Raw genomic sequence first — 14,007 nt, forward strand, 5'->3', positions numbered from 1 at the left:
TGGAAAATGGCGGATTGTTAGGTATCGCCGTTCCTTTCCAGAGTCTGCTTGAGCGCTAACAGGCGCTGGTCCCACTGAGATTCCAGGTTACGCAATTGTTGTTGCGCGACCACAAGTGCGCTGACATTCAAGGTGACGTGAGTTTGGCGCCCCTGTGGCAATAGAGCCACGACCTGCGCATCCACAAGGACCTGCACCTGTTTGCGAGCGCCCTGTCGGGAAATCCCCAGGTCGACAGAAAGCGCCCCCAACGAGATGCTTGATCCGGCGACCAAACGGCGAACAATCTCCCATCGGACCGGGTCGCCGAGCGCACGATAAATCGCAATTTCGTTCATGGACTAAAACAGGTTTCCAAACGATTTATCATGAAATTCCACCCTCCGGTGTTCTGTTCCAAGGCTTCCGCGGCCCAATCATCCGGTAAACTGGAAAACCCACTCTCTGCCAGCGTTAATCGCGTCCCATCGTCGCCCACGGGCTCGATGTGAAATTCAACCAGCGTATTCGGAACCGACAGCACATCGCCCAAGTGCGGATTGGCCCCTGGCACCCAGCGATACGCAAAATAATGGTGAGGTTTGGCATCGACAATATAAATCTGGTTCTTGCCATGGTCGCCAAACCCTAACACCGGTTGCTGGCCGACACGGTAGTCGCCCTCCACACTGGAAGGAAACCATTCGACGACTCGTTCAGGGTTCGCAATCGCCTCATAAACCGCTGCCGGTGATGCGTTAATCACAATTTCACGACATATCCTGTCTTGCATGACATGCTCCTTGAAGGATGATAATTGGACGTGTGCTGTTTGCCATTGGATTGCGCTTTCAGTAAGCCACAGCCTACAGCTTAGCGCAACCATATGGTTGCATATAGAGGATTTCAACACCTTCGATGTCGCACATAAAATGATTTATGCGTCATTCTGTCGGGAAATGAGTTGTGCGCATAGCGAACAGCCCCACAATATCCGTCGTTTGGAGAATATCCAAAAGAGCGACTTGTCAGTCCGTCAAAAAACCGATAGGTTAGGATCTCCCAACCGGAGGACGATGTATGGATTTTGTTCAAATAGAACTAGATGGTTGCCTTTGCATTAAGCGCATTGAGAAGTTCAGAACTCCCGAAGGGCAGGTTGATTTAGATGCCATTCGTTTGAGTTTCGAGGAGTTTGGATACAGCGTCGGTAGAATTCTCTCCGTACAGTAGGTTGTAATAGGCATGCTGTGCTGCTTTGGCAGCATGCTTGTTTAAACCCAGTTTTATTTCCCGCTTTCTACGTTATTTGTCCCGTTCGCAACGCGTTTTAGGGACTGCCCCTCCCCGAATGAGGTTACTCACCCAGGGAGGAGGAAATCATTAGCCTTTCGCTAACTCATCAACAACATCTTCGACCGCTTCAGGCCCTGCTTTGCCCTCTGTAATGGCTTCACGGTCCTGCTGGACAATACGCAAAATGCGGGCGATAAATTCCTGGTGCCACAACTGACGCTGATCGGCAGCTTCCTGATCGGGTACAAAGCTTTCTATCTGCTCACGTGACAGGGCACCGGATGCTTCCAACAGGCGCTCCATGGTATCCATACGCTCTCGCATTACCGCAACTTCACCGGCCAGTGACATGGTGATGTTTAACAGTTGTTCGGTTTGCTTGGCTTCCAGAAAGTATGGGCGCTTACCTTTCGCTTTGCGTCCGGCATCGGCAATGTAATCGACACTCATGCGACAGCCTCCTGATCATCTTTATTGCTGTTGGTCGCGTTATTCCACACACCGAACACATTCCAGGCTGCTGCCCGGCCATAATCTTCGGTCGCTGAACCATGCTCCGCTTTCGGGAAGATCGCGGAATCCGCTTTTGCAGAGATCGCGATGGTGAACGCATTTTCACGCCCTAACCCGCTGTCTTCAATCAGCTGATCGATATCGAATTCATGCATGGTGCCCCAGAAGGGCTCGTTGTTGTAATAACTGTCCCAATCGCGAATAAACTGCTCATACACCGGACGACCTTCGTATTGAGGTTGCTCAAGGTGCAGAGCGACGCCACCGGGTGCCAGCAGACGACTGATCTCATTAAAGATTTTCGGCATGGCGCGGGATGAGGTTTCGTGCAGAAACATACTGGTGGTGATCAGGTCAAAACTGTCGTCTTCGTAGCGGGACAAATCTTCACCGTTGGCTTGCACAAAGCGTATATTTTCAACACCGAGCGCTTTCGCTCTGGCGTGCCCATAGCGCAGTACGGGTTCAGAGACATCGACTGCAATCACTTCTGCATCGGGGAATGCCTGAGCGATCGGCACAATGTTGTGACCGATAGTACAGCCGATATCCAGCACGCGTTTCGGCTTAAATTCTGGATACTCTTTTTGCAACCACTCAGCAATCGCTTTACCACCGCCGTCCGTCCAGGTACCTAACATGCCTGCGGTAGTGACAAACAAACCACTGTCATAGTTGGCACCGGCGCTCACGTCACCATCGAACAGAGCCGTGTGATAGCTGCCCGGCATACAGTGGGTATCCACCGCACTCACATAACGAGGCACACAGACACTCGGGTCCAGCTCCAAAGTATCGGCACCATCGTTAAATTCCGAGACTTTAGCGTTGATCTCGTCGATCTGGCGCAGAACCAGTGAACGACCGGCTTGTTGCCGCATTTCCATGGTGCTGCGGCGCAATGCGCTCCACAGTTGGTAGTAAGGGTCTTTACTCATCATCTCACGGACTTCGTGACGACTCTCAGGCGCGCGTCCTTTGCTTTTCTCAAAAGCCGGCAGAGCACGAGTCTCGTAGGCTTCACGGACGCCTGGCAAAATCGCCGACGACAGATGTCCGTTCATATTAGCCAGAAAATTGTATCGGGCGATTTCGTCGTGGCGGGCTTCTGGAAACACCGCGTGCTTGCCGACCTTGTTCCAGACCGGTGGCAGATTCCGCTTGGTGGTCATTGTGTATGTCCTCTGAAAAATGTCTGCACCTGCAGATAAATTTAATGATATATCTTTATGATATTTACTTCAACTTTGGCAAGCTGCTCCACTCTACGTCATACGCCCAACGCTCGGCTTTAATAAATGTCAATTCGCGATTCCCAGTGAAGACATCTTCACAGTTCTTTGCCCGCCATTGGCTTGGGCTGAAGAACTTATCAGCAGTAGCCTACGAGCCCTTGCCTGCCTAAGCACATATGAATTATTGTTATTTCATTATGCTTAACGACACAGTTCGTTTCGCACCCGTTATGCGGACAGCTTGCTCTCTGCACAACCTCCTCAACTGAGTCTTTGGAGTCAATTCTATGTCCGCCAATGCCGTCGAGCGGCTGCTCGATCACACCTTCGAAACCCACTATGAGCAGCTCGTTCCTGCGACCGTGCGAAGCCTGCACATTTTTATCCAGGACTCACTGGGTGTCGGCATCTGCGGTTCACGAGTTCCTTTTAGCCAGCGTCTCATCGAGCTCAATCAAAGCTGGGGCAGTTTACCGGAAGCACGAATACTCTGTTCCGGTGACGCCCTGAGTGCGCCCGCCGCCGCCATGGTCAATGCCTGGCAGATTCACAATCAAGAATACGACTGCGTTCACGAGGCCGCGGTGGTGCACCCCATGGCGGTTATTTTGGCCGCCGTTCTCGCCTATTGCGAGCGTCGAGGCGGCGTTGATGGTCGCGAGTTTCTGGTCGCCATCAGTACAGCGGTCGATATTGCGACGTTACTCGGCAGCGCGGCAACCTCTGCCCTCACCTTTTTTCGACCCGGTATCTGCGGTGCCCTGGGCGCGACCCTGGCAATGGCACGACTCGGCAATCTCACACGGGAACAGGCCCGCAACGCCTTGGGCATTGCCTACAGTCAATTGGGCGGCACCATGCAGGCCCATGTGGAAGGTAAACCCATGCTCGCCATGCAAGTAGCGACCAACGCACGCAACGCGGTACAGTCGGTGGATATGGCGGCAGCGGGTTTAGAAGCCCCCCAAGATGTGATTGAAGGTCCTTTCGGATTCTTCTCGCTCTTCGAAAAAACCGACCAACTCAGCGAAACCCTCGATCAATTGGGTTCGACGGGTCAGATCACCCACGTCTCCCACAAGCCCTTTCCTACAGGACGCGCCTGCCACGGTGGCCTGGAAGCACTGCAGATTCTTCAGCAAACCCATGGCTTTACTGCGGCAGAGATCGACGGGGTAACACTGACCGCCCCGCCACTGATCAAGCGATTGATCGGGCGCACCAGCCACGATGACATGCCGGTCAGCTATGCTCGCCTGTGCTTCCAGTACACCGGCGCCAGCTTATTAATGGATGGGCGCGTCGCGGTTGATTGCTACGATTCCGACAAGCTCTACAATCCAGAGCGCCTGGCGCTGGCAGCCAGATTGCGTGTTGTTGAAGATGGCAGTGAAGACCCCAACGCCATGAGCCCACAAACACTGACGCTGACATTATCCGACGGCCGCACCTTTGAACATCATGTTCCAGCCACATTGGGAAGTCCCCAACGGCCACTGACTGGCGAGCAGCATTTGCAGAAAATGCGCCAGTGCTGCCGCGATGGATTGACCCCCATGCAGGAAGCCCAGATCGAACATTTGGTGGCCATTACCAGCGCGATACAGGACCTCGCCGATGTTCGACAACTGATGGATGCCTCTGTCGCTTAACAAGACAGACACTCAGCCCCTCCTTTTAAGCTACGCGGAATCATCTCGATGGCCAGTTCGAAACTCTCCACCTACGCCTGGATAATGGCCGGCGTTGCCTGCCTCACCCTGACGATTTCCAACGGGATGACCATCAGCGGTCTCTCCGTTTACGATGAGTCATTACAGCAACAGTTTGGCTGGGAGCGCGGCGCGATAAAATTCCGCGACTTGATTACCTTTGGCGTATCCGCCCTACTGGCCCCCTTTGTCGGCAGCCTGATCGACCGTATCGGCGTACGCATCTGTATGTTCTGCGGCTGGTTACTGCTGGCCGTTGGCTATTGGCTGTACGGCACGGTTGACAGTTTGATGCAGGTCTACCTGATACACGCCTTATTCGGCTTGGTGTTGACGCTGTGTGGCCTCAACCCTGCGTTGATCCTGGTGTCGCGCTGGTTTCACCGGCGCCGGGGAACGGCGATAGGACTGGTGCTGGTCGGCACCAGCCTCGGCGGCATTCTGTTGCCACAATATGGCACCTACATGACCGAGCAGTTTAACTGGCAATTCTCGTTCAAAGTCGCCGCTCTGTTTCCATTGACGATGGCGGTGATCACCGCGCTTTGGGTTCGCAACCAGCCGGATAAATCCAGTGATCAGGATCAAGCCGAATCCCCCACAGACGACGATGCGACAGCAAACGATCCTCTGAGTGAGGGAATGGAGTATCGAGACGCCTTAAAAACCGTTCGTTTTTGGGCACTGGCCACCATCGCCATGTGTACGTTTTATTCGGTGCTTGGCGCACAGGCGCATATCTTTCTCTATATGCGCGACCTTGGCTTTGCGAGCCAGGAGGCAACCAATGCCATCAGCCTTTTGTTTTTCTGCGCTCTAATTGGCAAGTTTTTAATTGGCTATGCCGCAGACTACCTCAATCCATTACGACTGTTTTTTCTCAACCTTCTCACCATGGCCATCGGCTCCGCGTGCCTTGCCAGCATGCAGGCGTCGGTCATAACCCTCGCAATTTTGATTTTCGGGCTGGGCTGGGGTGGCGTTTATTCCATGGTGCAGCTATCTGTCGTCAACAGTTTTGGACTAAAAGCCGCGGGGAAAATACTCGGCACGATTACTGTGATGGATGCCCTGGGAGGCGGATTAGGCATTTGGCTCAGCGGTGTGTTTTACGATTGGACAGGAAACTATCAACTCTCTTTTGCGATTTTCTTCGGCCTGATTCTGATCGCACCGGTATGCTTGACGCAACTTAGGCCGAAGAAAAACAGAATGGTGGAACCGGCAGTCACCTAATCTCTGCATTAGGCTGACTGGCTGCTATGATCACGCTCACTACTCTACTGTGTAGTGAAACCACCATCGACAGCCAGCGCTTGGCCCAAAACAAATGACGCGCCGGAACTGCTTAACCACAAAACCGCTTCTGCAATTTCTTCTGGCTGGCCCAAACGACCTATCGGCTGTTTGATCGCCAGAAATTCATCGGAGAGAACGCCTTTGGCAAGCATATCTGCCACCATCGGTGTATCAATCGTGCCCGGACAGACAGCATTAATCCGAACGCCGCGATTGGCGTAATCCAGTGCGGCGCTTTTGGTTAAACCGATAACGCCGTGTTTGGACGCATGATAAGACGCCAGCTTTTCCAGACCGACCAAGCCTCCGACAGAAGAACAATTAACGATCGAACCATTCCCTTTTTCTCGCATTATTTGCAGCTCGTGCTTCATACAAGCCCAGATTCCCCGTAGATTGATCGCATTAACTTTATCAAAACTGTCTGCAGGTTCATCGGCAGCGTCGACCGCTGGCACCTGGATTCCGGCATTGTTAAATGCCATATCCAACCCGCCAAACGTATCCACCGTTGCCTCGATCATGGCCTTTACCTGATCTTCGTCAGTGACATCACAGACGACACCTTCGGCAGCTCCTCCTTCAGAACGAATGGTCGCGACAGCAGCATCCAGGCTATCGGCATGAACATCCGCGAGCATGACAGAAGCGCCTGCGTCGGCAAACGCCTTGGCTGTCGCATAGCCCATACCTGATGCGGCTCCGGTGACCAGGGCAACCTGGCCGTCAAAATGAAAACTAACGTTTTTCATACACCCTCATAATCGTTTTTGAATCATCGAAGCTAAGCATGATCGTTTCCTTGCCATCGAAGAAGCGTGTATTAACGATAATGAAGACAGCTAATGAATACGGCTGCGAGCAGAGACAAATGTGCAAGCGATAGAAAAACGACAACCGAACAGCGTTGACTACCGAGCAATTTGAAATAAAGGCGCGACCTAAAAAGCACGCCGTAAAGACACCCATTTAAGCTCGATGCGGCGATCCGACCGAATAGGATTTATTTACCGTGTTTTCCAACCGTGTTTTCCAACCGTGTTTTCCAACCGTGTTTTCCAACCGTGTTTTCCAACCGTGTTTTCCAACCGTGTTTAGACAGGGTTAATTATTCCGTAGGTTTGATTAATTGAACGATACGAGCACGGAAAGACAGAAAAACGCAAATGGATGACAAATAAAAGAACAGCACACTGCAACTAAACGTTGCAGCATAGCCAAAACGATCGACCAACATGCCGCCCAAACCTGCCCCTAGAGTAATGGCAAATTGAATGGTCGCCACCATTAAGCCACCACCGGTATCCGCATCCTCCGGCAATGTCTGAGACAACCAGGTGCCCCAACCGACAGGCGCAGGTGTGGTGATCAAACCCCATAGCGCCAGTAAGAAAACAGTCGCAAACAGATTCTGCCCATAGGCGATCAATCCCAGGGTTACTACGCCTAACAGCAACGGGATGATGCAATTGACAATGATGACGGACTTATCGAGAAATCGACCGATGAGCATCGTTCCCAGGATTCCGGCAACACCAATGACAAACAATACGGTCGACAGACGTCCGATGCTGACACCAGTCACCTGCTCTAGAAAGGGTCGCAAATAGGTGTAGAGAGAAAACTGTCCCATAAACAAAAACAGGATTGCCGCCATCCCAAAAGCAACCGTCGGATTTTTCAGTAACCGAAATACATTGCCTCCGCGAGCATCTCGCTTCGCGGGCAAGTTCGGCAGACTGGACCACAGCCAACAGAGAGCCAACAGTGCTAATGGCACCACCGTAAAAAAGACACCGCGCCAGCCAATAAAATCTCCCAGGTAACTGCCTACCGGAGCAGCGATGACAACTGCCAAAGCATTGCCACCATTGAGCATCGCCAATGCACGGGATACCGACGCGGGAGGCACCAACTGCATGACCACCGCCGTCGAGAGCCCCCAAAAACCGCCGATAACAATACCAAGTAGCGCCCGCCCCAACATAAACACGACGGCATTGGGCGCCGCGGATACTAGCACTCCCGACATACCCATACAGAGCGTCAGAAACAGTAAAATATGTTTGCGATCCCAAGCTCTTGCCAAACGCGCAATACAAAGACTGGCGAGCACGGCAAAGATTCCGGATATGGCAATTGCCTGCCCGGCCTGACCTTCGGTCATCACCAATTCTGAAGCAATGGGCGTGAGCAGACTGACCGGCATAAATTCCGATGCGATTAACACAAACACACAGAGAGACATCGCAAACACAGCCCCCCAGGCAGGGGCGTTCGCAGTTTTAGAGGTTTTAAAGGGGATTGACACGAACAGGATATTCCAAAAACGAAGAAACCCAACCACTGAGGTTCAAGGCGAAGCGGACTTCAAACACGGTGAATCGAAGGCTAATAATATACGGCGTAAACAATTTATGAACTAGCCTGCCTAAAACGGATATGTTAATGAATAACATTCAACAATTGATTTCGAGAGTGCCATCCCCGTCCAGAACATTCAATAGGCGGCTTTAATGAGTTTCTCTCATAGCCCTATGCGCCGCAAATTGATGAAGTCCGAAAATCATTAATGCTAGTGTAGAAAACCGTAAGCATTTTAGAAGCCTGAGGAACGTTTATCACCATGACCTTTGCACCGACAGCCAAGACGCTTGCCAATCTCCTGACAGCGAGTGCTGTTTTTTGTAGCGCCACCTTTGCAACAGCAGGCCAATCCAGTGAAAAACCGACACAACGTATTATTCCGCCGGGATCGTCAGCCTCTATCTCCGGGCCGGACACCTTCTTCACCGGTAAGGCGAGGATTGACCGAGTATGGCAAGCGGATGCATCCCTAAATACCTCTGGCGCCTACGTCACCTTCGAGCCGGGCGCTCGTTCAGCCTGGCATACCCACCCTGCCGGCCAGAGACTTGTGGTTATTTCCGGTGTTGGGTTAACCCAAGAATGGGGCAAACCCGTACAAACTATTCGTCCGGGTGATGTGGTTATCTGTCCTCCGGGCGTAAAACACTGGCATGGCGCAACACCGGAAACTGCAATGACACATTTGGCAGTGACGGCGCAGGTGAATGGCAGTAACGTCGAATGGATGGAGAAAGTCACCGATGCAGAGTATCAACCTAACAAGTAAGTCACCGTTCACCCCTGTGTGGCGATCAATCGCTGTCATGGCCTTTAGCGCCCTCAGCTTTCTCTTCAGTGCTGAAATCACGGCAGAAGATAAACAAAAAACGTCGCCCTCAAAAAGCGAAAGCAGCTTGGAACTTACCGAACGGCAACTTGCCATCGGCCCCATCGCTGCGTCTTCCGCGATGGGCGATATGACATCCTTAAATCATGCCCTGAATATGGGGCTGGACGCTGGACTCAGTGTCAGCGATATCAAAGAAATTCTCACCCAGCTCTATGCCTACGCAGGCTTTCCCCGCAGTCTGAATGCCCTCAAGGAATTTATGGCCGTTCTCGAAGAGCGGAAATCCCAGGGTATTGAAGACAACCCCGGTAAGGACAATTCTGCATCGATTCCCACCGGCGAGGCTCTGTTGAATGCGGGAACGAAAAACCAAACTGAGCTGACGGGAAGAACCATCTCCGGGCCGCTGTTTGAATTTGCTCCAGCCATTGACGAATACCTGAAAACCCATTTGTTTGGCGACATTTTCACTCGCAACAACCTCAGCTGGCAGGATCGAGAACTGGCGACAGTGGCGATGCTTTCCGCGATGGATGGCGTAGAATCACAACTCAGCTCGCACCTCAGAATCAGCCAAAATGCCGGTTTAACAGATCAGCAACTGGCAGACTATGCCGACACCTTGAGTCAATTCAGTGCCAGAACCCCTCACCGCTTAAATCCGGGCAGCAACCTAAATCAAGCGATGAGCGCTGAATAAACGACCGCGATCTGTCTTTATTGAGAAAATGTGTTTGGGTTAGTGAGGATTTCTCATAAATCATAACTCCACCCCCAACACCGCTTTGTTCTTTCGAAAAATACCGTAGTCTTCGGCAAGGACGCCGATGTCTCACCGTCAAAATCCCCAATCATTCCTCCTCTTGACAGCCTCCGTCAGCACCAGCATCTATTGAGCCGCGCGATATAGATAAGCTATTTTAATGAATAGCCCCCCTATTCATTGAAGGAATTCACCATTGCCTCGGGAAAACGTCAACGATCTGATTGCCTTTCTCGCCGTCGCCAGAGAAGGCAGTTTTACGAAGGCCGGCGCCAAACTCGGTGTTTCGCAATCCGCCCTCAGTCATACCATTCGTCAACTGGAAGCCCGCCTGGGCATCCGTCTACTGACTCGCACAACGCGGGCAGTATCACCTACGGAAGCTGGCGAGCGGTTGATGCAGGGTATTGGCCCTCATTTTGATCAGATTGAAATTGAGCTGGAGGCCCTCAGCGATTTTCGGGAAAAACCTGCCGGAACCATTCGAATCAACGCATCGGATTTCGCCATCAGTTATGCCCTCTGGCCGAAACTCAAACCGTTTCTGCTGGACTATCCGGACATTAATATCGAAATCAGCATGGACAATGGATTAAGCGACATCGTCAGCGAGCGTTTCGATGCGGGTGTGCGCATGGGTGAACAGCTGGCCAAAGATATGATTGCCGCTCGCATCAGCCCCGACTTTCGATTTTGTGTCGTTGGTACCCCGGATTATTTTAAAAAGCGGCCAGCGCCGAAAACGCCGCAGGAACTCCACAACCACCAGTGCATCAATATGCGGTTGCCAACCTCTGGCGGACTCTATGCCTGGGAATTTGAAGAAGATGGTCGGGAATTTAAAATCCGTGTTGAAGGTCAATTAACGTTCAATCATATCTTTCATGTGTTGGATGCTGCGGTCGACGGTTATGGACTGGCGTACGTGCCCGAACACATGGCTCTGCCCTATCTGGAAACCGGTCGCTTGGTGCGCTGCTTGCAGCCCTGGAGCCCTTACTGGGAAGGTTACTATCTCTACTATCCCAACCGGCGCCAATCATCACCCGCCTTTATTGCCTTGGTTGATGCGCTTCGACATCGAAAATAAAGTCACCGATAAAGCAGACTTTCATTGAAGAACGGAATAGCACGCTTTCCTAACTCAGATAGCGCAATTCCTAAACACTCCGGGTTCTAAATACTCCGGGCGGCATTCCAACATATTTATTAAAAGCGACAATAAAAGCACTCGCAGATTGATATCCTGTTTGAAATGCAATCTGTTCAATTTTAGCGTTGGTAAATAACAACGCCTTTTTCGCTAGAGACATCCTCCAGAAGAGCAAGTATTGCATGGGAGGCATACCGACGACTTTGCTAAAAGTTGCAAAAAACGATGATCTAGACATGGATGCCAGATCGGCAAGTGACCTTGTCTGCCAATTGAAGCTGGGATCTTCATGGATCTTATTCAGCACCAAAGAAATCTTTTTGTGTTGTAGACCCGCCAGGATCCCCTTGGATTTATATAAGTCTTCATGCCCGCGTAAAGACTCAATCAGTAATAATTTTAAAAGCTGAACTAATACAACCTCACGGCCCGGCCGTGCTGCCTTACTTTCATCTAAAAGCAATTCAAACATCTTTAAAAAGCGCGCTTGCTCTTTGATATGAACCTCTTTCGGAAGCAGAGAAAGAATGAGTTGTTTGTCTTGAGTATCGAAATCGCAATGTCCCAGATACATCAAAAGGTCAGGCTTTCCTGTCGAGGAACCGATTCTCACATGGCCAGCTTCGATCATGATTGGCGACGAAACTTCCGCTGTACCGACTGTGCCAGTGTTGGTGTTTTCAAGTGAATGCACGACGGGAATCAACATAAAATCCCCGGCAACCAATAACTGGGGACCCTCCTGGTTGATATTGATCAGGCATTTACCTTCCAATACAGCGCAGAAAAACGCCTCACCCCCACCCTCACGAACAATGCGCCAAGCTCCAGCACCTTCAACATGTTTTGCATGAGAAGGTTTCGGATTGAGTAACGCCACAATATCGGTCAAGGGATCAGGCATTGGACTACCTCTAAATTAACCAGGACGATAAATTATATAAAATCCACAATCGGTTGCCTATGATCTCAACTCCAGTCTACGGAGAAACTCATTATGCCTACAGTATTAATCACCGGATGCTCGTCTGGTTTTGGCCTTGCCACCGCAAACCTCTTTTTAGAAAAGGGATGGAAAGTCATCGCGACGATGAGAACACCTGCTCCAGCGCTTTTCCCTAAAAGTGATTTTTTGACGATTTTGCCTCTGGATATCGCCTCTAAAAGCAGCATTGATAAGCTGGTAAAAGAGGTTGGCACAATCGATGTATTGGTAAACAACGCGGGCATTGGAGCCCCCATACCCGTTGAACTTACGTCGGCCGAAACAGCTCAGCATCTAATGAACACTAACGTCTTAGGCACCTTGTCATTGACCCAAGGATTCCTACCTTTGATGAGGCAGCAAGGTTCAGGGATCATCATCAATGTTTCATCCTCAGTAACGACCAAGGCGCTGCCAATCATTGGACTCTATCGTGCAAGTAAAGCGGCGCTCAATTCCTGGAGCGAATCATTAGCATTAGAAGTTAAGCCCTTTGGTATACGCGTCCATATCGTATTGCCTGGACGTTCACCGGAGACAAAATTCGGAGAGAACGCACGAGCTCTATTTGGAGGAATGGACGATCCCGCCTACGGAAAAATGATGCACGAATTTATTCAAATGGTCAGCGACACCGACTCGTTGGTGACTCATGCTGGAGATGTCGCACATGCCATTTTTGCAACAGCGAACGATGAAAATGCACCCTTCTATACCGCCGCGGGTGACGACGCAGAATTCTGGCTAAAAGAGGCACAAAATCACTCTCCCTTTTGCGCCTAAAACGTAAAAATGCCAAGCACTTGAATCGTTTTATGATCGCTATCAGTCGCGGGCGTTTAACGTCTACTCGGCAGGAATTGAATCATGTCGGTGAGACTGAAAGAATAAGGCGACGGTGAACCAAACAAGCGGATTTCAACGGGGTAAATACCTTTTTGAGATCCGTATAGAGTCAGCATTAAGCGCAAAGGCCCCTTAAAATTTCCCTTGCAGACGCACATCCAGAGGTTGCAACGGACAAGCTTGCGCACAGGCCGCAGTAATCGCCTTTTCCATCTTCTCGTAACGCTTGGCAACATCCGGGTGAGTGTCGAACATTTCGCGCCAACCGGATTGATGCCCCGCCTCGAGCATCTTGCCGAAGAATTCATCCGCACCGCCGGGGTGGCCATAGTAGCTCTGCAGGGTTGCCAAAGCCTCTGTGTCAGCCTCGGCTTCCATCGAGCGACTGAAACTCAACAGCGTCATATGTCCGGTTTGTCCCAACAAGCCCCGCAATAGCGCGCCCTGATCCCCACCTAAAAACGCGCCCAGAAAGAGCTGCACCACCAAACCACTGCTGAGCGCCTGGGCTGGATGGCGCCTTTTTACGTGGGCGATTTCATGCGCTAACACCATTGCCAGCGCATTTTCCGACGACACCGACTTGACCAGTCCCGCCGTTACGAAGATATGCCCGCCGATGGTTGCAAAGGCATTCGGCTGATCTTCTGACACCAAAAAGTGAAACTTGAGGGTCATGCCGTCCGGCAGATCAGCGCGCTGCGCCAGTGCACCGCCCAAGGTCTGCAACGACCGAGTCGCCGCCTGAGCAGCCGCTGATAACTGCTGTTCCCGCTGACCGATAAACGCATTCCCACCCAAGCGATCAACCAGTTTTTCTTCATAGTGAAAGGGGATATAAGGCGACAGTGCACGGGCGCTGAAGACCGCAAGAGAGATCACGACAACCAGAATCACCACAATCGCCGCAAGCAACCACAAAAACTCGACTAATGGGTTTGCTTCGGAGCTGTTTATACCCTCAGGTAGCTTGGGGTTTTGTTTGGCAAAGGGCATGTTGATGATCGCCTTATCGTTGCAACACGCG

Annotated in this window: 14 protein-coding genes; 6 read left to right on the forward strand and 8 right to left on the reverse strand. The window is 51.4% G+C overall.

Annotated elements, in window-relative coordinates:
- Window positions 1-17: 17 nt before the first annotated feature.
- From ACXAFR_RS00315 to ACXAFR_RS00330, 4 genes are all read right to left on the reverse strand, one after another.
- Window positions 18-338, reverse strand: a complete 321-nt coding sequence (locus ACXAFR_RS00315) for an ArsR/SmtB family transcription factor (RefSeq protein WP_475170402.1) — start codon at window positions 336-338, stop codon at window positions 18-20.
- On the reverse strand, window positions 335-772 hold the full coding sequence (locus tag ACXAFR_RS00320; protein WP_475170407.1) for an SRPBCC family protein: 438 nt from the start codon (window positions 770-772) through the stop codon (window positions 335-337). The genes ACXAFR_RS00315 and ACXAFR_RS00320 overlap by 4 nt, the downstream gene beginning before the upstream one ends.
- A 590-nt stretch (window positions 773-1,362) precedes the next feature.
- Window positions 1,363-1,725: a hypothetical protein gene (locus tag ACXAFR_RS00325; protein WP_475170410.1), complete on the reverse strand. Its 363-nt coding sequence runs from the start codon at window positions 1,723-1,725 to the stop codon at window positions 1,363-1,365.
- Window positions 1,722-2,960: a class I SAM-dependent methyltransferase gene (locus ACXAFR_RS00330; protein ID WP_475170414.1), complete on the reverse strand. Its 1,239-nt coding sequence runs from the start codon at window positions 2,958-2,960 to the stop codon at window positions 1,722-1,724. Before ACXAFR_RS00330 ends, ACXAFR_RS00325 begins: the two co-directional genes overlap by 4 nt.
- A gap of 350 nt (window positions 2,961-3,310) precedes the next feature.
- On the opposite strand from ACXAFR_RS00330, the gene ACXAFR_RS00335 reads away from it, so the two are divergent.
- Window positions 3,311-4,675 carry an MmgE/PrpD family protein gene (locus ACXAFR_RS00335; RefSeq protein WP_475170417.1) on the forward strand — a complete coding sequence of 455 codons (1,365 nt, stop codon included), beginning with the start codon at window positions 3,311-3,313 and terminating at the stop codon, window positions 4,673-4,675.
- Window positions 4,676-4,723: 48 nt separating this feature from the next.
- On the forward strand, window positions 4,724-5,971 hold the full coding sequence (locus ACXAFR_RS00340) for an MFS transporter (protein ID WP_475170421.1): 1,248 nt from the start codon (window positions 4,724-4,726) through the stop codon (window positions 5,969-5,971).
- Between the two features lie 44 nt (window positions 5,972-6,015).
- Here ACXAFR_RS00340 and ACXAFR_RS00345 read toward each other — a convergent pair whose 3' ends face one another.
- Window positions 6,016-6,786, reverse strand: coding sequence for a glucose 1-dehydrogenase (locus tag ACXAFR_RS00345; RefSeq protein WP_475170423.1), 771 nt, complete (start codon window positions 6,784-6,786; stop codon window positions 6,016-6,018).
- Window positions 6,787-7,142: 356 nt separating this feature from the next.
- Window positions 7,143-8,345 carry an MFS transporter gene (locus ACXAFR_RS00350; protein WP_475170429.1) on the reverse strand — a complete coding sequence of 401 codons (1,203 nt, stop codon included), beginning with the start codon at window positions 8,343-8,345 and terminating at the stop codon, window positions 7,143-7,145.
- A 315-nt stretch (window positions 8,346-8,660) separates the two neighbouring features.
- Here ACXAFR_RS00350 and ACXAFR_RS00355 point away from each other — a divergent pair, with 315 nt between their 5' ends.
- The 3 genes from ACXAFR_RS00355 (at window position 8,661) to ACXAFR_RS00365 (ending at window position 11,086) form a co-directional block, all read left to right on the forward strand.
- A complete protein-coding gene (locus ACXAFR_RS00355) occupies window positions 8,661-9,170 on the forward strand; it encodes a (R)-mandelonitrile lyase (protein WP_475170434.1) in 510 nt (169 codons plus the stop codon).
- Entirely contained in the window at window positions 9,145-9,933 is a 789-nt protein-coding gene (locus tag ACXAFR_RS00360) for a carboxymuconolactone decarboxylase family protein (RefSeq protein ID WP_475170440.1), read from the forward strand. Before ACXAFR_RS00355 ends, ACXAFR_RS00360 begins: the two co-directional genes overlap by 26 nt.
- Window positions 9,934-10,192: 259 nt before the next feature.
- Window positions 10,193-11,086: a LysR family transcriptional regulator gene (locus ACXAFR_RS00365; protein WP_475170442.1), complete on the forward strand. Its 894-nt coding sequence runs from the start codon at window positions 10,193-10,195 to the stop codon at window positions 11,084-11,086.
- A gap of 70 nt (window positions 11,087-11,156) precedes the next feature.
- On the opposite strand, the gene ACXAFR_RS00370 is transcribed toward ACXAFR_RS00365, so the two are convergent.
- Complete coding sequence (locus tag ACXAFR_RS00370; protein ID WP_475170445.1) at window positions 11,157-12,053, reverse strand: AraC family transcriptional regulator; 897 nt, start codon at window positions 12,051-12,053, stop codon at window positions 11,157-11,159.
- Window positions 12,054-12,146: 93 nt separating this feature from the next.
- On the opposite strand from ACXAFR_RS00370, the gene ACXAFR_RS00375 reads away from it, so the two are divergent.
- Window positions 12,147-12,917: an SDR family oxidoreductase gene (locus tag ACXAFR_RS00375; protein WP_475170448.1), complete on the forward strand. Its 771-nt coding sequence runs from the start codon at window positions 12,147-12,149 to the stop codon at window positions 12,915-12,917.
- Window positions 12,918-13,112: 195 nt separating this feature from the next.
- On the opposite strand, the gene ACXAFR_RS00380 is transcribed toward ACXAFR_RS00375, so the two are convergent.
- A complete protein-coding gene (locus ACXAFR_RS00380; protein ID WP_475170450.1) occupies window positions 13,113-13,976 on the reverse strand; it encodes a M48 family metallopeptidase in 864 nt (287 codons plus the stop codon).
- Between the last annotated feature and the right edge of the window lie 31 nt (window positions 13,977-14,007).

It is taken from the genome of Pseudomaricurvus sp. ABR4_320, assembly GCF_056159445.1.